The organism is Acinetobacter sp. GW821-FHT01E09 (assembly GCF_059422385.1).
In genome coordinates, this window is the sequence record NZ_JBWKWU010000001.1 from 3,406,259 (window position 1) to 3,426,075 (window position 19,817).

Genomic DNA, 19,817 nt, shown 5'->3' on the forward strand with positions numbered 1-19,817 from the left:
TCAAAACATTATAAAAATTCTTTTCAGCAGTTAATTTAGTGCCTCAACTGCGCTGATCTATACGATCAAGTAACTGTATGGTTTCATGCAACGGTAGCCCAACCACATTGCTATAACTACCCTTTATACCTGTCACATACTTTGCCGCAATGCCTTGAATTGCATATGCGCCAGCTTTCCCCAAAGGTTCACCTGTAGCCCAATATTCTTCCATATCATTCAGACTGAATTGTTGGAACTCAACTTCCGTGCGAACCACGACACTCAATAATTGATGTGCATTTGCAACACAAACACCTGTCAACACTTCATGTTTTTGACCTGACAATAATGTCCATATTTCAAAAGCATGCTGCTTAGATGTTGGCTTCCCAATAATTTGATTGGCAAAAACCAAACTAGTATCTGCTGCAATGACAGTGCTTTGCGGGTGCAATTTCAATACCACTTTGGCTTTGCTTTCAGCCAAACGTTGTACATACTGCTCAATCTGTTCATGTTCCAAGACAGATTCATCAATATCTGGGCTGTGGATGCTAAAATCCAAGCCCACTTGTAAAAGCAGCTCTTTACGCCTTGGCGAGCCTGAGGCCAGAATTAAATGCGCCATCTTCTTAATAAATAATAAAGAACTGGCCAGCAAAAAATACTCGAAACCAATGTTTGCCAATGACGGGTAATCGAAAAATGCGTACCTGCCATCACTTGTGCCATAAAGGTAAATACCAAATGCGCGAGGATTGCAAACATACTAATAATCCAAAGATTACTAAATGTCAGTACACGTCTTTCTCGAATAAAATAGCGAGTTAAAAATGCAATCAGCACATAGCTCAATGCATTCATCCCCAAAGGTGCATCTAACAACAAGTCAGTAAATAGCCCCATGGTAAATGCAAACCAAATTCCACACCATGTAGGCTGACACAGCACCCAAAACAGCATGATTAAAAACATATACAGTGGCCGCCATCCTGCTAATGCATAGGACATTGGATAAACCACTAGAATTGAACCAATAATAATTGAGACAACAATGATCCATAATGGATCTTTACGTTGCTTTTCAGAAGGTAATTTCTTAGCGATCAACATTTGGCTGCTCCATCGCTAAAGAATCAGAGAAAAGTACCACAACATGATGACCACCTGCTAATTGTGCAGCGGGAACCACATCAATTTGCGCAAACTCACCCGTGTTATGACGCATGACTTTAGATACAGAACCGACCAAATAGCCTGCTGGAAAATGTTGCCCCAAACCTGAACTATAAACTTTATCACCCACTTTGATATTGGCACTTGTTGGAACATATTCCATTTTCAAATGTCCTAAATCACCAGTACCCGTCACGATGGCACGCATACCTGAGCTTTCTAAACGTACAGATAAAGAATGCTCTTTATCGGAAAGCAACATAACACGGCTACTATGTGGATAGACGTTGATGATTTGCCCCATGATACCTTTATCATCTAAAACGGTTTGCCCGACTTTTAAATGATTGGCTTCACCACGGTTAATGATAATGATATGGCGCAATGGGTCAGCATCGGTTCCAATCACTTCTGCAATTTCCATACGCCCATCGATAATCAATGGCGTATCGAGTAAACCACGTAGACGGGTATTTTCAGCAGAAAGTTCAGAAAGTTTTTGCAGACGTACTTGAGCCTGAAGCAATTCAGCTTGCATCGCGGTATTTTCACGACGTAACTGAGCCTCAGATTTAGTTTGTTGATTTAGCCATTCTTTCGACAATACAGGATAGCTTGCTAAGGCATAAATTGGATTATATGCCGCATACAAGACATCTCTTGCAGGTTGAATCACTTGTGGCATGCGCCAGTTAAAAAACAGCACTACCAAACAAGTGATGACCGCAATGATGAACGAGCGAAAAGATGGCGGTTGTCTTGAAAAGAGATTCGGTTGCACCGCCTCATCCTTAAACTTAATCGAGTATAGTTTAGCCTACAAAAAGCATATCATGGTTTGGATTGTCAAAGAATTCTAAGACTTTACCGCCACCACGCGTTACACAAGTTAAAGGATCTTCTGCTACAACAACAGGTAAACCTGTTTCTTGGGCAAGCAACTTATCTAGGTTACGCAGTAATGCACCACCACCTGTCAACACAATACCACGCTCTGCGATATCAGAAGATAACTCAGGTGGAGTTTGCTCAAGTGCTGATTTCACAGCAGAAACAATACTTTGTAATGGATCAGAAATCGCTTGGGTAATTTCATCTGAAGTTACCGTAATAGCACGCGGTACACCTTCAGCAAGGTTACGACCACGAACTTCAATTTCTAAAGTTGTGCCGTCAGCAACAGCCATACCCACTTCTTTTTTGATAGTTTCAGCTGTTGTTTCACCAATTACACAACCATGTGCTTTACGTACATAGTTAATAATTTGTTCATCAAAAACATCACCGCCAATACGTAAAGAATCTGCGTACACACAACCTTGTAAGGAAATGATGGCAATTTCAGTTGTACCACCACCCACATCTACGACCATAGAACCACACGCTTGCTCAACAGGCATACCCGCCCCAATCGCAGCAGCCATAGGCTCTTCAATCAAACGTACATCACGTGCACCTGCGTTAAACACAGCTTCACGAATCGCACGGCGTTCTACCAATGTTGATTTACATGGTACGCATACCACTACACGAGGTGCAGGTGGAAATAAACGTTTTTCATGCACTTTACCAATAAATTGATTTAACATGGTTTCAGTAACTTCGAAATCTGCAATAACACCATCTTTCATCGGACGGATTGCAGAAATATTGGCTGGGGTACGACCAAGCATTTGCTTAGCATCTAAACCCACAGCTGCAACAATTTTCTGCGAACCACTGTGACGAATCGCCACAACTGTCGGTTCGTTTAATATAATGCCCCTTCCTGGTGCATAAATAAGTGTATTTGCAGTACCTAAATCAATGGCGAGATCTGGCGAAAACAAGCCAATTAGTCGTTTTAGAATCACGGGTCGTTCTCAGTTTAAACTTTATATGGACGCAAGATGGCAACTTTAACTAAATGTGATGATTTGAACAAGTCAATCGCTTATTATAACGCACGATATTTTGAATTTTTTTAAAACTGATTAGGTGAGACATCATGTCAAGTTCAGATGTTCAGCATTCTGCAGAATTAAATGCACAAACTGTATCGCAAATCGCCAATCTTGCTCGATTGTCGCTGAATGATACGCAATCTGCTGAATATGCTCAAAGTTTAAATAAAATCTTAGGGATGATGGAGACCTTAAAAGCGATCAATACCGATGGTGTTGAGCCACTTAAGAGCCCATTTGATAATCCGCAACCACTTCGTCCAGATGTCGTGACTGAAGCGAACCATCGTGAAGAATATCAAGCCATTGCTCCTGCAACTCAGGATGGTTTGTACCTCGTTCCGAGAGTGATTGAATAATATTTGATCAAATGAACTTATTTTAAAAAATTAATCGTAAAGAATTGTACTCATGACTGATTTACACCGTTTATCGATTCGTGAAATGACAGAAGGCTTAAAATCTGCCCAATTTTCATCTCGTGAATTGACTCAGCATTATTTGGACCGTATTGCGAAAATTGATGATCGTGTCAAATCGTATGTAACGGTCACTCCCGAACAAGCATTGGCTCAAGCTGATGCTGCTGACAACTTACTAAAATCTGGAACTGCTGGCGTATTGACTGGTGTTCCACTGGCGCATAAAGATATTTTCTGTACCCAAGGGATTAAAACCACTGCGGGTTCAAAAATGCTAGACAATTTCATTTCACCTTATGATGCAACTGTGGTGGCGAAAGCCAAAGCAGCTGGCCTAGTGACTTTAGGTAAAGTGAACATGGATGAATTCGCAATGGGTTCAACCTCTGAGAGCTCATTCTACGGCGCGACTAAAAACCCATGGAACTTAGAACATGTTCCTGGTGGCTCTTCTGGTGGTTCTGCGGCTGTTGTTGCAGCTGATCTTGCCCCGCTTGCAACAGGTACCGACACAGGTGGTTCAATTCGCCAGCCTGCTTCTTTCTGTGGCTTAACCGGTCTTAAACCGACCTATGGGCGTGTCTCTCGTTTCGGGATGATTGCGTTTGCATCATCACTGGATCAAGGTGGACCAATGGCACGTTCTGCTGAAGACTGTGCTTTTTTGATGAACACCATTGCTGGACATGATCTCAAAGATTCAACCTCAATCAACAAAGAAGTAGATGACTATGTTGCAAACTTAAATGCAACAGCAGTGAAAGGTTTACGTATTGGTATCCCAAAACAATACTTCAATGTTCAAGGTCTCGATGCAGAAGTTAAGGCACGTGTTGAAGAATCTTTGAAAAAATTGCAAGACATGGGCGCGACATTGGTTGAGATTGACCTCAACATGACTGAAGCCTATGTACCAACTTATTATTTGATCGCGCCTGCGGAAGCGTCTTCTAACTTGTCACGTTATGACGGTGTTCGCTATGGCTACCGTTGTGAAAACCCAACGGATATTTTAGATCTCTATAAACGCTCTCGTTCAGAAGCGTTTGGTGCAGAAGTACAACGTCGTATCTTGATTGGTACTTATGCGCTTTCTGCTGGTTATTACGATGCTTACTACGTGAAAGCACAAAAAGTTCGTCGTTTAATCCAACAGGATTTCTTAAAAGCTTTTGAAAATGTCGATGTGATTGCAGCACCATCTGCACCAACAACAGCATACAAAATCGGTGCGAACTTGAGTCCAACCGAAATGTATTTAGGTGATATCTATACACTTGCGGTGAACTTGGCCGGCTTACCAGCTATTAACGCACCTGTTGGTTTTGATACGAATAATCTCCCAGTAGGTTTACAGTTAATTGGTAACTATTGGTCAGAATCACAATTACTTTCAATTGTGCATCAATATCAACAAAATACAGATTGGCATACTAAACGTGCGGCTATTGCTGAGGAGAATGCATAATGACTGAAGCTCAAAAGTTAGCACCATCCGTGTCAAAGCTGATTGACGGTTGGGAAGTCGTTATTGGTATTGAGATTCACACACAACTTGCAACTCAGTCTAAAATCTTTTCAGGTTCATCAACTGAATTTGGTCAAGATCCGAATACTCAAGCCAGCCTTGTTGACTTGGCAATGCCGGGTGTACTTCCTGTGTTAAACCAAGAAGTGGTTGATCTTGCAATTCGTTTTGGTTTGGGAATTGATGCCTATATCGACCAAGCCTCTGTATTTGCGCGTAAGAACTACTTTTACCCAGACTCGCCAAAAGGCTACCAGATCAGCCAGATGGACAATCCTATCGTTGGGCTAGGTCATATCGATATCCAGCTTGAAGATGGCACAGTGAAGCGTATAGGCGTGACTCGTGCACATTTGGAAGAAGATGCAGGTAAATCGATTCACGATCAATTCGAAGGCATGTCTGGCATCGACTTAAACCGTGCTGGCACCCCTTTACTTGAAATCGTGTCTGAACCTGATATGCGTTCAGTTGAAGAAGCTGTTGCTTATATCAAATCGATTCACACTTTGGTGCGTTGGTTAGGGATTTCTGACGGCAACATGGCAGAAGGTTCATTCCGTGCTGACTGTAACGTATCGTTACGTCGTCCGGGGCAACCATTTGGTACCCGTTGTGAGTTAAAAAACCTCAACTCATTCCGTTTTATCGAACAAGCCATCAATGTTGAAATTCAACGTCAAATGGACATCTTGGAAGATGGCGGTCGTATTGATCAAGAAACCCGTTTGTTCGATCCGAACAAAATGGAAACACGTTCAATGCGTTCTAAGGAAGAAGCCAACGATTACCGTTACTTCCCTGACCCTGACTTGCTTCCAGTGATCATTGCAAATGAGCAAATTGAAGCTGCACGTGCTGCACTTCCAGAGTTACCTAAAGCACGTCGTGCGCGTTTTATCGCTGACTTTGCTGTGACTGAATATGATGCACATGTACTGACTCTGTCTCGTGAATTGGCTGACTTCTATGAAGCAGTTGTTACTGCTTCTGGCGGCGCGGCTCAAGGTAAAGTTGCTGCAAACTGGGTGATGGGTGAGTTCTCAGGTGCTTTAAATAAAGCTGGCTTAGAGTTGGCTGACTCTCCTGTTTCTGCTGAACAATTAGGCGGTATGATTGCACGTATTGTTGACAATACCATTAGCGGTAAGATTGCTAAGCAAGTGTTTGGCTTTATGTGGGAAGAAGGCAAAACTGCAGATGACATCATTGCTGAAAAAGGCTTGAAACAGGAAACTGATACAGGTGCCATTGAAGCCATTATCAAAGAAGTGCTTGCTGCCAATGAGAAGATGGTTGAAGAGTATAAATCTGGTAAAGAGAAAGCATTCAATGGTCTTGTTGGCCAAGTGATGAAAGCCTCTCGTGGTAAAGCCAACCCAGCTCAAGTCAATGAATTGATGAAGAAATTGATTGGTTAAGCTGATTTAATTTTAAAAGAAAACCCGCTTTAGAGCGGGTTTTCTTTGTTTAAAGCATTGGTATGTTTAGCTTTTTAAAAATTTGGTTATATTCAAATCTATTATTTTCTTTCAAAATTTTTTATCTGGGAAAGCTCCCTCACCCCAGCCCTCTCCCAGAGGGAGAGGGAGTGTCATCTGATTTTAATCATGTTATTAATCTCATACTTTTTTACGAGTTAATAAGCATAACGAGGCAAAGAGTCATTTTATCTTCACTATTACTTTTTTATTTTCCAGAAACAGTTACACTTTCAAAAGAAATCTTTGCTGTTATTACTTTAAAAACATTAATCTACTGCTCAAAACTCAAGGTCAAAATGAAAATATCTATCCTAACTCTCTCAACACTTGCCCTTTTCACAACTACAACTTTTGCAGAAACGAAAGTTAATGTTCCTTCAAAAGAAGCCAACTTGATTTTTAAAGCAGCAGGTTTTGCAAAAACAAAGCATGGTTGGGAAGGAAAATGCGAAACGGGTGAAATTACTGTATATCGAGATTTAAATAACGATGGGCTAAATGATGCTGTTATTTCAGACTACAGCAGTATGTGTTATGGCAATACAGGCGTGGGATACCACCTTATTGCACAACAGCAAAATGGGAAATGGAAAACTATTTTTGAAAACGCGGGTATACCGACTTTTCTAAAAAGCACAGGCAAAGATGGTTGGCCTGATATTGAAAATGGAGGTCCAGGTTTATGTTTTGCGGTATATCGTTGGGATGGTAAAAGTTATGAGGTAAATCGCTATGAGTATCAGGGTAAAGCCTGCTCATTAAACTAAACCAACCTTGCTTTAAGCCAAAGCATTAAAAATATTGATTGATCAAGCTGATTGAGTTTAAAAAGGAAAATTCGTTTTAGAGCGGATTTTCTTTGTTTAAAGGATTTATATGTTGAGTTTTTAAAATTTGGCATACATTTAAATCTATTATTTTTCTCATTTTTTCATCTGGCAAAATACCCTCAGCCGATAAAAGCACTCGGTAAAACAACACTTATTTCAGCAAATTTATAATCCTGAATATTTCTCGTCACGATTTTGCTACAACCAAAACTCAACGCAGAAAAATATTGAATTGCATCTTCAAAATCAGAAAACTTAGACACCAGCGCTTGAGAAATCCCAACATGATCAACAGGGATAACCACCAAGAATTTTAAAAGTTGTTGAATGAAAAGACGCGCTTTCTCATCACCGCCCAACTTACGCAAAATATAATAAATATTGGCAACACTGTTCGAAGAAATGCACCCTGTAAAATGCCCTTTCTCACACAACGCTACAACAGTTTGACTTGCCTCAACAAAAGGCTGACGCGCTAAAGCCACATCCAAAATTACATCAGAATCAATAAATATCCGCTCGCTCATTTATGTTTTTCCATACGAGCCTCAGAAAGCAATGCCTTATAATCTTGCCCTTGATCTTGAACGGCAAACATCCCAGTCAAACGTCCAGTAATAGGCGCTTGAACATCACTCGAAATTTCAGTGTATGCTGAAATACGATCTAAATAAGCTTCAACCAAACTCGAAACACTCTGCTCATGTTCCTGAGCATAAAGTTTCGCCCGTTCAATCACTTTTTTATCTATAGATAAAGTCAATTTCGCTTGCATAAGATTTCACCTCATACGTATCATTTAATTAATTATACGTATCATTTAATTAATTATACGTATCATTTAATTAATTATACGTATTGGTTAATTTTTAACAATTAAATTTTAAACAAATCAGACAAGGATTGATTTCACAATACCTAACTTATTTCTAATATCAGAAAACAAAAATCATCTGCTATTTAAAAATTATCAAATTATAAACTATCAAAGCGCTCTACGCTCAGGTTCATACGGATGAATAAAGACCGTATATGTATCGGCAAGATGATACTATTCAAGAGCAATCTTATAGTTCATAAAATATATACCCTGAGTTTTTAAAATCTCTCCCAGATATCCAAATATATTATTTCTTTTCAATGTCATTTTTTTGCGAGAAGTTTCCCTCACCCCAACCCTCTCCCGGAGGGAGCTTCATATGATCTTAATCATGCTATTCATCCAATAATGGATGTTCTCCCTCCGTTTATGAGATGAGGAGCGCTGCCGATTATTTATTATTAAACCAATAATCCCATTTCTCACCATCAACGCCAAACTGTCCTTGCCACCATCGTGTTGGATAGTTCACATCATCATTTCTAATCGGTCGGTGCTCTCTTTCTGGATATGTCACATATTTTTCAGCATAGCCAAAATGCTTGTCATCATGCAAAATACCAATCACTCCAAAAATCTCTAAAAGCCCCAAACGCTCATCGTCATTGGACTTGAGTGCTTTAGAAATACTCTTTTTAAGTTGAGCTATTCTGTCATTGGGTTGAGCTGTCTCTATTATCGTTTTGAGTTCATTGAGAATGTTGTAATCTTCATCGCTTGGTTCAACGACAGGAAATTTAAGAAATTGTTCCAAATCAAATAAAACAGAAATCAAATTATCGGTACAGCTTCCATGTTTATATTTAAAGAAATTGAGTGTATTAAACTCAATGAGTCTTTCAAACTCATACGTATATAGCCCACAAACTGCACATATATTTGAGTTTGGTTCTGGACTGGAAACAAAGTCATGTTCAATCAAACTTTTACCAATACAGTAACTTGATAAAAAAGATCGATACTCCAATCGTCTTGTACTTAGACTGTAAATAAATGCATCCACCACAGATTGCTTTTCAATTTGATTAACTGCTGTTTTTATTCTGCGACAGATTTCATTGTGACTTATTTTTTCTTGTTCAAACATAACGGAATGGCTTTTTGCATATTCAAACTCATCTTCAGTAATGAATTGCATGTATGTATCCCAATAAAACCAGCGCTCTAAATTTTGATCCTGCGAGCTTTTAATGGTTTTAAGTAAAATTGTGACTGCTTTCTTGTCCATGTTTATTTATCTATTCACTTAAAGTTTTTAATTCAAAATCTTACATATATCATAATAACGATTTATCCCACTCTACGTTCAGATTCATACTGATGAATAAAGACCGTATATGTATCGGCAGGATGAACCACCTGAGCATGATGTAAAGCATGCGCAATATTGCCTCTGTGGTATGTTCCATGATTGATGATATGAAAGAGGATCTCTTCTATTGATAGGCTACCCATTTTTTTATCTATAAATTGAAAATGAATAATTTCTGCAAGTTGCTCCGATTGAATATTTTGTACAAATTCAATAAACCATAAATGTGATTCAGCAATTCGATGTTTAAGTTCATCTAAGGCGGGTAAAAATTCTGTATTGGTTTGGCTGTGCACCGTTTTTTTGTTTTCTAGCCGAGATCTAAATAACTCTTCGACAATGATCATATGATTGAATTGTTGCTTGGCAAAATTATAATCTTCTAAATATTGCACTTGATCAATTTGATCTATGGCTTTAAATAAACGCTGATCTGACCATTGTTTATATAAAAAGAGTTTTTCAAAATTCATTAAATTGACCTAAAGCTTTCTTTGAATCAAATCATCAAGATAGCATGCAATCACTGAAAAAACTCAATCTTTTAAATACCCTCAATCATCAATTTTTTACAGACCAAAACTCAATCTAATTTTAACAATGTCACTTTAAACAAGCTTTCTTGATGCATTCATTCCACTCCCCAAACCCTTTCAATAGTAAGAGGAGCTTCTTTGAGATTTCTATAATGATTTCAATTGCATCATGAATATTTCGTCTCCTTTAAACAGATAAGAAGTCTTGCTCCGTAAAGGTAAGGTAATTTATGGGCGGATCACACCCAACTTATTCCAAATATCAGGGGTTAAAAAAGTCATCACCAATTTATTTAAGTCGATATATCGCAATACACCCTGTAACTGTTTTTTCACTTCTGGGTTTTTAATAATATCTTCGCCTGTCGTACGACCTAACTCTTGGAAACTGTCACCTACTGCTTGCACACCTTCAGCTGCAATCACTGCTTTGGTCTGTGCGGCACACTGTTCTACAATCACCCGTTGCAAAACCTGAGCAAACTTTTGATCGAGTTGTGTTCTTTGTGCATCACTAACATTACTCAATGCTTTTAGATCAGGGTGTGTAGATAGTGCAGCAAAGGTCCACTGCAATACTGTAGTTTTATCTGTTGCTGTAGTTGCTTTTACCAAACAATCGCTAAGTTGATCAACGGTTGGCCCTGCGACAGCAAATTGTGCTGTTCCCATTAATGCCGTCGCCATAAATACAGAACGACCCATATGGGAAAATTTAGAATGCATTGAGGAGAAAATTTGGCGTGACATAAACAAAGTCCAATTCGAAATTAAATCCTTTGTATCACAAGCGCTACCTGTTCGCCTATTATGACTCTGTAAACAACCTATACTGAAAATAATCTTATTTGCTGAGCTAAACTGGATTCAATATTTAGGTGGTATTTAAAAATAGAAAGCATCTCAAATTTCAAAAATAAAATACTTTCTTAATCCATCATCTAGCTCAAACTGATTAAATATCTAAAAGACCAATATCTCAGATCTCAATCGATAATTTATATTCAAAAACCTACATTTGTTGGATTTTCTGACATAAAAAACAATCCTGTTGGTCATTAGTTCATCAATAGCACATACGTTTTAATAAGATATTCCATAACTGTTTATAGGGAAATATATATGAAAATGGTCCAAACTCTCACAATAACTACTTTATTCGCACTTTCAATGCCTGCTTTTGCAAAGCAAGTTGTATGTGTTTTTGATCCGGTTGGTAAAGCAGGTGATGCATATGCCCTAGCTAAAGATTATGCACTTGAAGCAAAAAATTGGGGCGCTGATATAGATTTAAGAGCCGTTACTGACGAAAGGCTCGCTGCAGAAGACTTAAAAGTGGGTAAATGTGATGGTGCCATTATCAGTGGTTTACGTGGTCGCCAATTTAATAAATATATTGGCTCCTTAGATGCGATCGGTGCATTAACGGATATGAAAACAGCCATTTCAGCCTATAAATTATTGTCTTTACCCCGAGCAGCGGAAAAGATGATCAATGGCCCTTATGAAATTGCAGGATTGGGTACAATTGGCCCTGCATATCTATTTGTAAATGACAAAAATATCAACACATTAGCCAAAGCTGCTGGTAAAAAAATTGGGGTGTTCCGTTATGACGAAGCACAACCAAAATTGGTTCAACAAGTGGGCGCACAAGCTGTTTCTGTTGATGTCACCAGTGCAGGCGCTAAATTTAACAATCATGAAATTGATATCCTTCCTGCACCTGTTGTTGCATTTAAACCCTTTGAGCTCTATAAGGGCTTAGGAGAAAAAGGCGGCATCGTAAAATTCCCACTAACTCAAATTTCGGCCAATTTTATTATTCGCAAAGACAAATTCCCTCAAGGCTTTGGACAAAAATCTCGAACTTGGGTCGCAAGCCAATTAGGTAGAACATTTAACATCGTAGCCAAATATGAAAAAGAAATTCCTGCAAAATATTGGATGAATATCCCTGCCAATGAACAACTGAACTATATCAAAATGATGCGTGAATCTCGTATTGCACTGACTAAATCAGGTATTTATGATCCGCAAATGATGAATTTCCTCAAAAAAGTTCGCTGTAAAGAGAATCCGAGTAGTTTTGAGTGTTCATTGAATGATGAATAACGCTTTTCATTTATTCGGGTGTTTCACTTTGTTGAGGTGAAACACCTTATTCCATTACTTAATCTGCTTTAGCATATGTTTGGCAACTGCATGATTTTGATTACCCGCCAAATTCTGCAAAATTCGTTTGGCTCGATCTTGCGGATTAGAAAAGCGCTGACTATAACTTGGCACATTGGTTAAACATCTTGCTACCAATACACCTGACTCAGCATAGACATTAATTCCACTTGTTCCATGCAAACGCCCATAATTATAAGCACGTTCAGCATTGTTACAGGCATTGATCTGATTTTGCCCACGCCCTAACTCTTTACGTGCAGAAATATATAATTGCATCTGTTGTGACTGCGGTGTCGTTATTGTTTTTTCAGGCTGAGGCTTTTCTTTTACTTCTTCTGTAACTGCGGCGACTGGCTTTTTTTCTTCCATGACTTTAACAGGGGTATTTTTTGCTACATTGTTGATAGCAGCATTTTTTAAATTATTCATTTTTATATCAGTGCTTTTTGCATCACTGCTTTTTGAATGACTATTTTTAGATTTCTTTTCTTGGGCAACTGCCGCCATATTGCTTTTGTTGTTATAGAATTTATTAAGCTCATCCAAAGATAAAACTTTGGTTTGCAAATTTACAACCCGAGTTCCAGTTTGGTCGAGTTTACGTTCAGATAAAGGTTCGATGGATACATACCATTGCTGACCAGTACTTTCAGTACATTGGTATGCACCGATCCCCTGTTTTACACTGTTATAAGTATTTAATAATTTTTTTGCCCAAATATCCTTAACCAAACTCATTGAGCTTTTTTGCACTTGAGAAAAATGACCACCCTTGGCACTACAGTAACGACTTAAGTAGCTTTTCGGTGTTAAAGACTGCACCTGTTGATCGCTTTGTTTTGATCCCCAATCATAAACATACTCTTTAGATGCACTATTGTTTTCATTAATATTGTGCTTATCAATGAGTTCTTGAGCAGAAGCATATTGTTTAAAAGTGTCTGATGTTGATGTATTCATGGTTGTACAACCCTGCAATACAAAAGCGACCCCACCCAACAATAAGAATGTTTTTAAATTCACCGGACATTTCTCAATTATATTTATGCATAAAAATATCTTAAAACGCCCAAAACAACAAACTTATTACATTGAATTTATTGACTATTTATCGAAATAAAGTGATAAGAGAATCACATAAAAAATGATTAGAGATAATCAATTAAGTTAAAACTTAAAAAGCTCTATCTAGACATCTATTCCACTGCCATTTTTTATACGACATGTGAAAAAAATATAAAAAAGCCTGCCAAGTCTTGATACAGCTTGGCAGGCTTTTAGGTCAGATTATTACCAAATGGTCACGCGTTTATTGGCTGGTAAATACATTTTATCGCCCTGCTGAATGTGAAAAGCATTATAAAATGGTGCTTGATTTAGCAAGGTGGCATTGCCACGAACTTTATCAGGTGAATGCGGATCTCTTTTTAAGAATTCAACTTGCATTGCATCAGTAATTTTAGAACGCCATGCTTGTGCCCAACCAATATAAAAGCGTTGTTCACCTGTTAAATTATCCAATACTGGCGCAGCCTTGCCATTTAAAGACAGTTGATAAGCTTTATAAGCAATTGCCAATCCAGAGTTATCAGCAATATTTTCACCTAAGGTTAACTCACCATTGACATGATAACCTTTGATTGGCTCATAAGCGTTGTATTGAGCAACCAATGTATTGGTTTTTTCTTTAAATTTTCGATGGTCTTCTGCCGTCCACCAGTTTTTCATATTGCCCAATTCATCGAACTGACTGCCTTGGTCATCAAAGCCATGACTGATCTCATGTCCGATAATTGCACCAATCGCACCATAGTTCACCGCATCATCGGCATCCATATCAAAGAATGGAGGTTGTAAAATTGCTGCTGGAAAGACAATTTCATTTAATGAAGCATTGTAATAAGCATTGATGGTTTGCGGTGTCATGCCCCATTCATCACGATCAACAGGCTTGCCCAATTTATTCAAGGCATATTGATGTTCAAATTCACGTGAACGGATCACATTACCAATCAAGTCATTATTTTTGATTTCTAAAGCTGAATAATCACGCCATTTGTTTGGATAGCCAATTTTCACCGCAAAACTTGCTAACTTTTTCTGCGCCTGAACTTTCGTGGTTGGGCTCATCCAATCCAGTTTGTCTATGCTTTGAGAATAAGCTTTCATTAAGTTTTGCACCAAGACTTCCATGCGTTGTTTTTTCTCAGCAGAAAAATACTTTTTCACATAAATCTGGCCCAAACTTTCACCTAAAGTTCCCTCAACCAATTGCACACCACGCTTCCAACGTGGTTTCTGCTCCTTAATTTCTCTGAGCTGTTTGCTATAAAAATCAAAGCTATTGTCTACGAAAGCTTGACTAAGCAATGATGAAAAATCACTAACTAAATGAAATTTAAAATAAGCTTTCCAAACCTCTAGTGAGGTATTGTCAACAATTGGGCTTAACCCTTTGAAGTAACTTGGTTGAATGACTTGTATGGTTTTAATCTTATCGGACAACTCTTGTTTTTCTAGATAAATTTGCCAATCAATTTTTGGACTAAGTTTAGCTAAGTCTTGCGTTTTATAAATATTATAGAGTTTTGTTACATCACGGTTTTGAACATTACTCCATTGTATCTTGGCGATTTGCGTTTCTAATTTTAAAATCCCTTGCGCATGCTGTGCTGCTTGCTTGTCTCCAGCTAGGCTTAAAGTTTTTTCAATATACTTTAGATATTGCGAACGGATTTTCTTAAATTTGGCATCATTTTTTAAATAATAATCACGATCAGGTAACCCTAAACCACTTTGCCCAAGCATTGCCACCATTTCAGTTGAGTTTTTCATGTCTTGGTCAATACCCACATCAAAAGGGCTGGTTACACCAATACGTGAAAAATGTGCGGCCAATTGCGCAATATCTTTTTTACTTTTCAATGCATCAACATTGGTAATTTCCGCTTGAATCGGCTGAATACCCAATGCTTCAATACTTTTTTCATCCATAAAATTGGCATATAGACTTGCCACTTTTTGCTCAGAACTTCCTTCCACCAATTGCTGTTTTGAAAGCTCATCGACAATATCATGCAATTGTTTTAATGATTCTTCATGCAAAATATCAAAAGTTCCCCAACGTGATTTATCTGCAGGAATTTCGGTATTTTTCAACCATCCTCCATTTACATGTTGATAAAAATCATCATTTCCTTTTACATTTTGATCAAAATATTGATGATCAATCCCCGATTTTTTTTGATCTTTCACAATAGCTGAAGTGGTTTGAGTGATTTGCCCTGTTGTTTCAGCCCATAGTGGTGCAGATGACAACATGATTGCAGATGCTAAAACACTTTTTACAAATCCAAGTTTCAAAGCGATATCCTCAATTCTATTTCTAAGGTTTGAATTTAAAACAATAATAGTAATCTTGAGCTCAGACTTTATGTGTAGCAAAAATGCAATGATTCACTGATTTTGTTTTTAAGATAGAATTTCAAAGCATAAATTATTCCAAAACAGCTCAATCTAGATCTTTAATCACAGTGAACAGCTCAAATATTCAAAATATATAAATCCACTAATTTAGCTTAAGCTTTAGCAAGTCAACCTATAAATTAAGCGAGCAAATTTAAAATATGTTTTAAACGGATATTTTCAGCATCCTGCTTATAGACTGCATAAATTGGTGCAATACACGGCGTATCCGCTTTAAGCGCTTTGTAAATAATTTGCTTGTTCCAAAAATCTCGAATGGCCTCTGGAACAATCGACAAACCAATCCCTGCTGCAATCAAATTTAAACTCGACGTTAAACGTGGAGCTTCTTGAACGATCTTTGGACTAAACCCAGCCTGATAACAGCTGGCCAAAATATTATCAAACAAGTCTTGTCCTGCTAAACGGCGATACAGTACAAAATCATAAGGCTCTAAATCAAGTAATTGGATGGCATCAGGATGTTCGGTTAAGGGATGGTTATTGGGCAATGCCACAATTAAAGGCTCATCAAGTACGTGCAAACTGGTGAGTCCCAAACCAATCGGCGCAGGCTTACGCAAAAAAACGATGTCATTCTTTTCATTGATAATCGAATCAATCAATGAGCTACTGCCATCTTCTTCCAAATGAATAGATACCGCTGAAAATACTTCACGAAAATTACGCAGTAAAGTAGGCAAAAAGGAATGTAAACCGACTGAGTTGGTAAAACCAATATTGATTTGCCCTTCCAAACCTTTAGAAATATTTTGCACGCGTTTGGGAATAGCCTGTGCATGCGCAAGTATGGTAAGTGCCTCTTGGTATAAGGCCTTACCCGCTTCAGTTGCTTCTACGCCACGCGGTAAACGCTTCAATAAATCTGTGTCTAATTCATCTTCTAAGTTTTTGATAATACGTGTTAAAGGCGGTTGCTGCATATTCAAACGTACCGCTGCCCGAGAAATATTACTTTCCTCAACCACAGCGACAAACGCATTAAGCTTATGAATATCAATCATCTTTTTGCCTCAATATCGATCTTTTCATTTTCATCGTGCTAATTCACGTTTAAAGCATACTTTTTAGGTATGAATAACAGCAAAAATAGCATTTTTCTTTATGACTCAACAAGCAGATAATCACATTCAAGCCAAGTACATCACAGCAAATTGAAGAGGTCTAAATGAATACTGAAGCAATCCCAATGGAACAATCCATGACCACACCCAATTGCAAAGCATTATTTTTAGGCTTTATGAAACTTGGCCTCATGGGATTTGGTGGGGTACTCCCTCTCGCACATCGTTTAATTGTAGAGGATCAGAAATGGTTAACATCTGAAAAATTTACCGACTTATTGGGTGTCTGCCAAATCTTACCCGGTGGGAATATTGTAAATATGGCAGTGGCGATTGGTTATGACTTTGCTGGAGTAAAAGGTGCGATTAGTGCGGTATTTGGTCTTATGCTGGCCCCGACCATTGTTGTTATCTCGTTGTACCAGTTATATAGCAGTTTTCAAGATATCCCAATGGTGCAACACATGATTCAAGGTTTAGCTGCCGCTGCTGCGGGTCTACTGTTTGCTACAGGTTTTAAGATGTTAAAACCAATCATGAAAAGTAAGCTGACCTATTTCACCATTATCTTGACCATTATTTTTATGCTGTTGATTAAATTGCCCTTGGCACTGACACTGTTGATTTTAGTCACCGTGAATATGGCAGTTTTAGCATTTAATCAAACTAAAGTGACTCAGGAGTAAAATAAGATGTATGTTCTCATTGCACTGACTTTAGTGTTTACTCAATTGTCTTTATTGGCCTTTGGTGGCGGGAATGCGATCTTACCTGAAATGCAACATCAGGTGGTTGTGATTCACCAATGGATGACTGCTGAGCAATTCAGTTCTATGTTTGCAATGGCACAAGCTGCACCAGGTCCAAACATGATGATTGTTCCCTTGGTGGGATGGCATGTCGCAGGGCCTATGGGATTGATCGTGACGTCTTTTGCAAAGTTTGGTCCGTCTTCAATCATCACCATTTACGCACTTAAATTTTGGAATAATTTTAAAAGTCATCCACTTCGAGCGAAATTTGAAAAGGCGTTAAAACCTATTACAGTCGGTTTGGTTTTAGTCAGTGCTTGGATTATTGCCCAAGCCTCTGCTCAAAATATTTTACTGATTGCAATCGTCGCTATCACCATTTGTCTAAGTCTGTTTAAGAATGTTCACCCAGTTTGGTTAATGGTGATTGGTGCTGGTACAGGTGCTTTAATTCTGTAGATATTGATCAAGACCGCCTACACAGGTTCATTCATAAAGAGTCTGTCAAGACATCTTCCTCCCTCTAAGCCATGTATCACACAAAGCAAAGAGGGAGAAAATTTATAATGCATAAGAGATTTAAATCGCGATTGTTCTATATAGCTTAATTTAGCTATTTTACTGCTGGTTTTCTAAATCACGTTCACGGCAAGAAAGCTCATAATATTCTGCAGTTGGTAATGCTTTCAGTTTAAAACCATAATAGTTACTGGCATCTGATTCTACTTTGCTTAATGAACACTGGTTGGTTTTGGCAAATTGAGTCAAAAGTTTCATATCACTCTTTTTAGCTAAAACCGCTCCCCAACCCTCGCTGACACAACATCCAGCATACTGAGTCATATATTCGTCTGATAGCAGTGCAACCGTTTGCCCCATAAATTGAAGCGGTTTTTTTAATTTATATACATCATTATAGTCATTTCTTGAAATATCCGGTTTTTTATTGATTAGCCCCTGCTTTTGCATCTTTTTAAAGCTTGGAAACTGTGCAGATGCCTCACCCATTCCTCTATACACTGTTTCTTCTACTGCAGCATGGTTGCTCATAGCAGCCGCCGCAATCACTAAACCCAATAGATACTTTTTCATATTTTTCTCATTCATCACTGAATACAATTTTTATTACAGTTAAGTCTGTTAAATTAAGACTAAAGCCGTATAAATTCAACTTAAAACTGCAACTAGAGCATGCTATTTTACATGAAATAAATCATAAAATTTGAACAAAAGGTGTAAAAATGTCTAAACAAATTCTAATGTTAGTGGGTGATTATGTAGAAGATTATGAAACCATGGTTCCTTTTCAGTTCCTTACTGGATTGGGCTATAGTGTTCATGCCGTCTGCCCTGATAAAAAAGCTGGCGATACAATTGCAACGGCGATTCATGATTTTGAAGGTGAGCAAACCTATAGCGAAAAACGTGGTCACAACTTTGCAATTAACTATGACTTTAACCAAGTCAACAGCGACAACTACGTTGGATTAGTAATTCCGGGTGGCCGTGCACCTGAATATTTACGTATGAATGATCGAGTAATCGAAATTGTTCGCGAGTTTGATGCGATTAAAAAACCAATTGCCGCTGTTTGCCATGGCGCACAACTGCTTGCCGCAGCCGATGTATTAAAAGGACGCTTATGTTCCGCTTATCCTGCATGTGCCGCAGAAGTTAAACTTGCAGGCGGGCAATATGCAGATATTGCAGTCACTGAAGCAGTCACAGATGGACACCTAGTAACAGCGCCAGCATGGCCAGCACATCCTGCTTGGTTAGCCCAATTTGTTAAAGTACTTGGTGCAACGATTACTTTATAAAATTTAAAACTGTCTAAGCTAAGTTTTCCGCTGAGAGAAAACTTAGCCTTATACAACAGTGAAACTTTAAAAATGTTTAGGCTACATAAAGACCCACCAATGTTGCGTTTTTTAACGCTGTATCTCAGCAAAGCGCTTTGCACTGTGCAATAATTATTTATAGAATTTTATGTTCAAACAATAGGTTAGTATAAAAGTGGAAATCATTGAATTACTCCAACCCGTTACCTTAAATAAAGATAATTTAGAACCAATTACCATTGAAACAGGGACTTTATTAAAGGTACTGATGGTGAATCCATCCTCATATCTTGTTGGTGATGAATCAGGTATTTCTTTTCTGGTTAATTTTTCAGAAGAAAACCGACAATGGAAAAAGATATAAGCTTTCAATTCGAGATCAGAATAAGGTTCAGTCAATAGT

At 38.2% G+C, this 19,817-nt stretch carries 22 protein-coding genes; 9 read left to right on the forward strand and 13 right to left on the reverse strand.

The annotated features are described in order from the left end of the window. Positions 1 to 43 precede the first annotated feature (43 nt). From AC07U8_RS15640 to AC07U8_RS15655, 4 genes are read right to left on the reverse strand one after another with little or no spacing between them, the layout of a single operon-like run. A complete protein-coding gene (locus AC07U8_RS15640; protein ID WP_239045167.1) occupies positions 44 to 610 on the reverse strand; it encodes a Maf family nucleotide pyrophosphatase in 567 nt (188 codons plus the stop codon). Further along, positions 598 to 1,095, reverse strand: coding sequence for a rod shape-determining protein MreD (gene mreD / locus AC07U8_RS15645; protein WP_004717415.1), 498 nt, complete (start codon positions 1,093 to 1,095; stop codon positions 598 to 600). The genes AC07U8_RS15640 and mreD overlap by 13 nt, the downstream gene beginning before the upstream one ends. Next, on the reverse strand, positions 1,082 to 1,939 hold the full coding sequence (gene mreC / locus AC07U8_RS15650) for a rod shape-determining protein MreC (RefSeq protein WP_004717416.1): 858 nt from the start codon (positions 1,937 to 1,939) through the stop codon (positions 1,082 to 1,084). The genes mreD and mreC overlap by 14 nt, the downstream gene beginning before the upstream one ends. A 31-nt stretch (positions 1,940 to 1,970) precedes the next feature. Then, positions 1,971 to 3,011, reverse strand: a complete 1,041-nt coding sequence (locus AC07U8_RS15655; protein ID WP_004717418.1) for a rod shape-determining protein — start codon at positions 3,009 to 3,011, stop codon at positions 1,971 to 1,973. 134 nt (positions 3,012 to 3,145) lie between these two features. On the opposite strand from AC07U8_RS15655, the gene gatC reads away from it, so the two are divergent. The 4 genes from gatC (at position 3,146) to AC07U8_RS15675 (ending at position 7,302) form a co-directional block, all read left to right on the forward strand. Continuing rightward, positions 3,146 to 3,460, forward strand: a complete 315-nt coding sequence (gatC, locus tag AC07U8_RS15660) for an Asp-tRNA(Asn)/Glu-tRNA(Gln) amidotransferase subunit GatC (RefSeq protein WP_004717422.1) — start codon at positions 3,146 to 3,148, stop codon at positions 3,458 to 3,460. A gap of 52 nt (positions 3,461 to 3,512) precedes the next feature. Then, positions 3,513 to 4,991: an Asp-tRNA(Asn)/Glu-tRNA(Gln) amidotransferase subunit GatA gene (gene gatA / locus AC07U8_RS15665; RefSeq protein ID WP_004717425.1), complete on the forward strand. Its 1,479-nt coding sequence runs from the start codon at positions 3,513 to 3,515 to the stop codon at positions 4,989 to 4,991. Continuing rightward, the gene (gene gatB / locus AC07U8_RS15670) at positions 4,991 to 6,472 is read left to right on the forward strand and encodes an Asp-tRNA(Asn)/Glu-tRNA(Gln) amidotransferase subunit GatB (protein ID WP_494738240.1); all 1,482 of its coding nucleotides are present in this window, start codon (positions 4,991 to 4,993) and stop codon (positions 6,470 to 6,472) included. The genes gatA and gatB overlap by 1 nt, the downstream gene beginning before the upstream one ends. A gap of 359 nt (positions 6,473 to 6,831) precedes the next feature. After that, positions 6,832 to 7,302 carry a hypothetical protein gene (locus AC07U8_RS15675; RefSeq protein WP_494738611.1) on the forward strand — a complete coding sequence of 157 codons (471 nt, stop codon included), beginning with the start codon at positions 6,832 to 6,834 and terminating at the stop codon, positions 7,300 to 7,302. Positions 7,303 to 7,484: 182 nt separating this feature from the next. Here the strand turns inward: AC07U8_RS15675 and AC07U8_RS15680 are convergent, their stop codons facing one another. From AC07U8_RS15680 to AC07U8_RS15700, 5 genes are all read right to left on the reverse strand, one after another. After that, a complete protein-coding gene (locus AC07U8_RS15680) occupies positions 7,485 to 7,892 on the reverse strand; it encodes a PIN domain-containing protein (RefSeq protein ID WP_494738241.1) in 408 nt (135 codons plus the stop codon). Further along, positions 7,889 to 8,140 (reverse strand): DUF6364 family protein, encoded by a 252-nt coding sequence (locus AC07U8_RS15685; RefSeq protein WP_494738242.1) that lies wholly within the window; start codon positions 8,138 to 8,140, stop codon positions 7,889 to 7,891. Before AC07U8_RS15685 ends, AC07U8_RS15680 begins: the two co-directional genes overlap by 4 nt. A 496-nt stretch (positions 8,141 to 8,636) precedes the next feature. After that, positions 8,637 to 9,473, reverse strand: a complete 837-nt coding sequence (locus tag AC07U8_RS15690; RefSeq protein ID WP_419315265.1) for a hypothetical protein — start codon at positions 9,471 to 9,473, stop codon at positions 8,637 to 8,639. A gap of 62 nt (positions 9,474 to 9,535) precedes the next feature. Continuing rightward, complete coding sequence (locus AC07U8_RS15695; RefSeq protein ID WP_419315262.1) at positions 9,536 to 10,030, reverse strand: DinB family protein; 495 nt, start codon at positions 10,028 to 10,030, stop codon at positions 9,536 to 9,538. 291 nt (positions 10,031 to 10,321) lie between these two features. Further along, positions 10,322 to 10,843, reverse strand: coding sequence for a hypothetical protein (locus AC07U8_RS15700; RefSeq protein ID WP_494738243.1), 522 nt, complete (start codon positions 10,841 to 10,843; stop codon positions 10,322 to 10,324). Between the two features lie 372 nt (positions 10,844 to 11,215). Between AC07U8_RS15700 and AC07U8_RS15705 the strand changes: the two genes are divergently transcribed. Continuing rightward, positions 11,216 to 12,208 carry a putative solute-binding protein gene (locus AC07U8_RS15705; protein WP_154129234.1) on the forward strand — a complete coding sequence of 331 codons (993 nt, stop codon included), beginning with the start codon at positions 11,216 to 11,218 and terminating at the stop codon, positions 12,206 to 12,208. A gap of 54 nt (positions 12,209 to 12,262) precedes the next feature. On the opposite strand, the gene AC07U8_RS15710 is transcribed toward AC07U8_RS15705, so the two are convergent. From AC07U8_RS15710 to AC07U8_RS15720, 3 genes are all read right to left on the reverse strand, one after another. After that, complete coding sequence (locus tag AC07U8_RS15710) at positions 12,263 to 13,294, reverse strand: hypothetical protein (protein ID WP_419262067.1); 1,032 nt, start codon at positions 13,292 to 13,294, stop codon at positions 12,263 to 12,265. 267 nt (positions 13,295 to 13,561) lie between these two features. Then, positions 13,562 to 15,634 carry a M13 family metallopeptidase gene (locus tag AC07U8_RS15715; RefSeq protein WP_494738244.1) on the reverse strand — a complete coding sequence of 691 codons (2,073 nt, stop codon included), beginning with the start codon at positions 15,632 to 15,634 and terminating at the stop codon, positions 13,562 to 13,564. 242 nt (positions 15,635 to 15,876) lie between these two features. Further along, on the reverse strand, positions 15,877 to 16,761 hold the full coding sequence (locus tag AC07U8_RS15720; protein WP_151802028.1) for a LysR family transcriptional regulator: 885 nt from the start codon (positions 16,759 to 16,761) through the stop codon (positions 15,877 to 15,879). A gap of 164 nt (positions 16,762 to 16,925) precedes the next feature. Between AC07U8_RS15720 and AC07U8_RS15725 the strand changes: the two genes are divergently transcribed. After that, a complete protein-coding gene (locus AC07U8_RS15725; protein ID WP_494738245.1) occupies positions 16,926 to 17,507 on the forward strand; it encodes a chromate transporter in 582 nt (193 codons plus the stop codon). Between the two features lie 6 nt (positions 17,508 to 17,513). Beyond that, positions 17,514 to 18,032: a chromate transporter gene (locus tag AC07U8_RS15730; protein ID WP_004823357.1), complete on the forward strand. Its 519-nt coding sequence runs from the start codon at positions 17,514 to 17,516 to the stop codon at positions 18,030 to 18,032. Between the two features lie 159 nt (positions 18,033 to 18,191). On the opposite strand, the gene AC07U8_RS15735 is transcribed toward AC07U8_RS15730, so the two are convergent. Beyond that, complete coding sequence (locus tag AC07U8_RS15735) at positions 18,192 to 18,665, reverse strand: hypothetical protein (RefSeq protein WP_151802029.1); 474 nt, start codon at positions 18,663 to 18,665, stop codon at positions 18,192 to 18,194. A 149-nt stretch (positions 18,666 to 18,814) separates the two neighbouring features. Here AC07U8_RS15735 and AC07U8_RS15740 point away from each other — a divergent pair, with 149 nt between their 5' ends. Together AC07U8_RS15740 and AC07U8_RS15745 are read left to right on the forward strand one after the other, a co-directional pair. After that, a complete protein-coding gene (locus tag AC07U8_RS15740; RefSeq protein WP_151802030.1) occupies positions 18,815 to 19,393 on the forward strand; it encodes a DJ-1/PfpI family protein in 579 nt (192 codons plus the stop codon). Between the two features lie 196 nt (positions 19,394 to 19,589). Further along, positions 19,590 to 19,778 carry a hypothetical protein gene (locus AC07U8_RS15745; RefSeq protein WP_004823360.1) on the forward strand — a complete coding sequence of 63 codons (189 nt, stop codon included), beginning with the start codon at positions 19,590 to 19,592 and terminating at the stop codon, positions 19,776 to 19,778. The last annotated feature ends 39 nt before the right edge of the window (positions 19,779 to 19,817 follow it).

Excerpts from the sequence above, each read along its gene's own strand:
- AC07U8_RS15640 (WP_239045167.1), bottom strand. The coding sequence starts at position 610 with ATGGCGCATTTAATTCTGGCCTCAGGCTCGCCAAGGCGTAAAGAGCTG.
- mreD (WP_004717415.1), bottom strand. The coding sequence starts at position 1,095 with ATGTTGATCGCTAAGAAATTACCTTCTGAAAAGCAACGTAAAGATCCA.
- gatC (WP_004717422.1), top strand. The coding sequence starts at position 3,146 with ATGTCAAGTTCAGATGTTCAGCATTCTGCAGAATTAAATGCACAAACT.
- gatA (WP_004717425.1), top strand. The coding sequence starts at position 3,513 with ATGACTGATTTACACCGTTTATCGATTCGTGAAATGACAGAAGGCTTA.
- gatB (WP_494738240.1), top strand. The coding sequence starts at position 4,991 with ATGACTGAAGCTCAAAAGTTAGCACCATCCGTGTCAAAGCTGATTGAC.
- AC07U8_RS15675 (WP_494738611.1), top strand. The coding sequence starts at position 6,832 with ATGAAAATATCTATCCTAACTCTCTCAACACTTGCCCTTTTCACAACT.
- AC07U8_RS15680 (WP_494738241.1), bottom strand. The coding sequence starts at position 7,892 with ATGAGCGAGCGGATATTTATTGATTCTGATGTAATTTTGGATGTGGCT.
- AC07U8_RS15685 (WP_494738242.1), bottom strand. The coding sequence starts at position 8,140 with ATGCAAGCGAAATTGACTTTATCTATAGATAAAAAAGTGATTGAACGG.
- AC07U8_RS15690 (WP_419315265.1), bottom strand. The coding sequence starts at position 9,473 with ATGGACAAGAAAGCAGTCACAATTTTACTTAAAACCATTAAAAGCTCG.
- AC07U8_RS15695 (WP_419315262.1), bottom strand. The coding sequence starts at position 10,030 with ATGAATTTTGAAAAACTCTTTTTATATAAACAATGGTCAGATCAGCGT.
- AC07U8_RS15700 (WP_494738243.1), bottom strand. The coding sequence starts at position 10,843 with ATGTCACGCCAAATTTTCTCCTCAATGCATTCTAAATTTTCCCATATG.
- AC07U8_RS15705 (WP_154129234.1), top strand. The coding sequence starts at position 11,216 with ATGAAAATGGTCCAAACTCTCACAATAACTACTTTATTCGCACTTTCA.
- AC07U8_RS15720 (WP_151802028.1), bottom strand. The coding sequence starts at position 16,761 with ATGATTGATATTCATAAGCTTAATGCGTTTGTCGCTGTGGTTGAGGAA.
- AC07U8_RS15725 (WP_494738245.1), top strand. The coding sequence starts at position 16,926 with ATGAATACTGAAGCAATCCCAATGGAACAATCCATGACCACACCCAAT.
- AC07U8_RS15730 (WP_004823357.1), top strand. The coding sequence starts at position 17,514 with ATGTATGTTCTCATTGCACTGACTTTAGTGTTTACTCAATTGTCTTTA.
- AC07U8_RS15735 (WP_151802029.1), bottom strand. The coding sequence starts at position 18,665 with ATGAAAAAGTATCTATTGGGTTTAGTGATTGCGGCGGCTGCTATGAGC.
- AC07U8_RS15740 (WP_151802030.1), top strand. The coding sequence starts at position 18,815 with ATGTCTAAACAAATTCTAATGTTAGTGGGTGATTATGTAGAAGATTAT.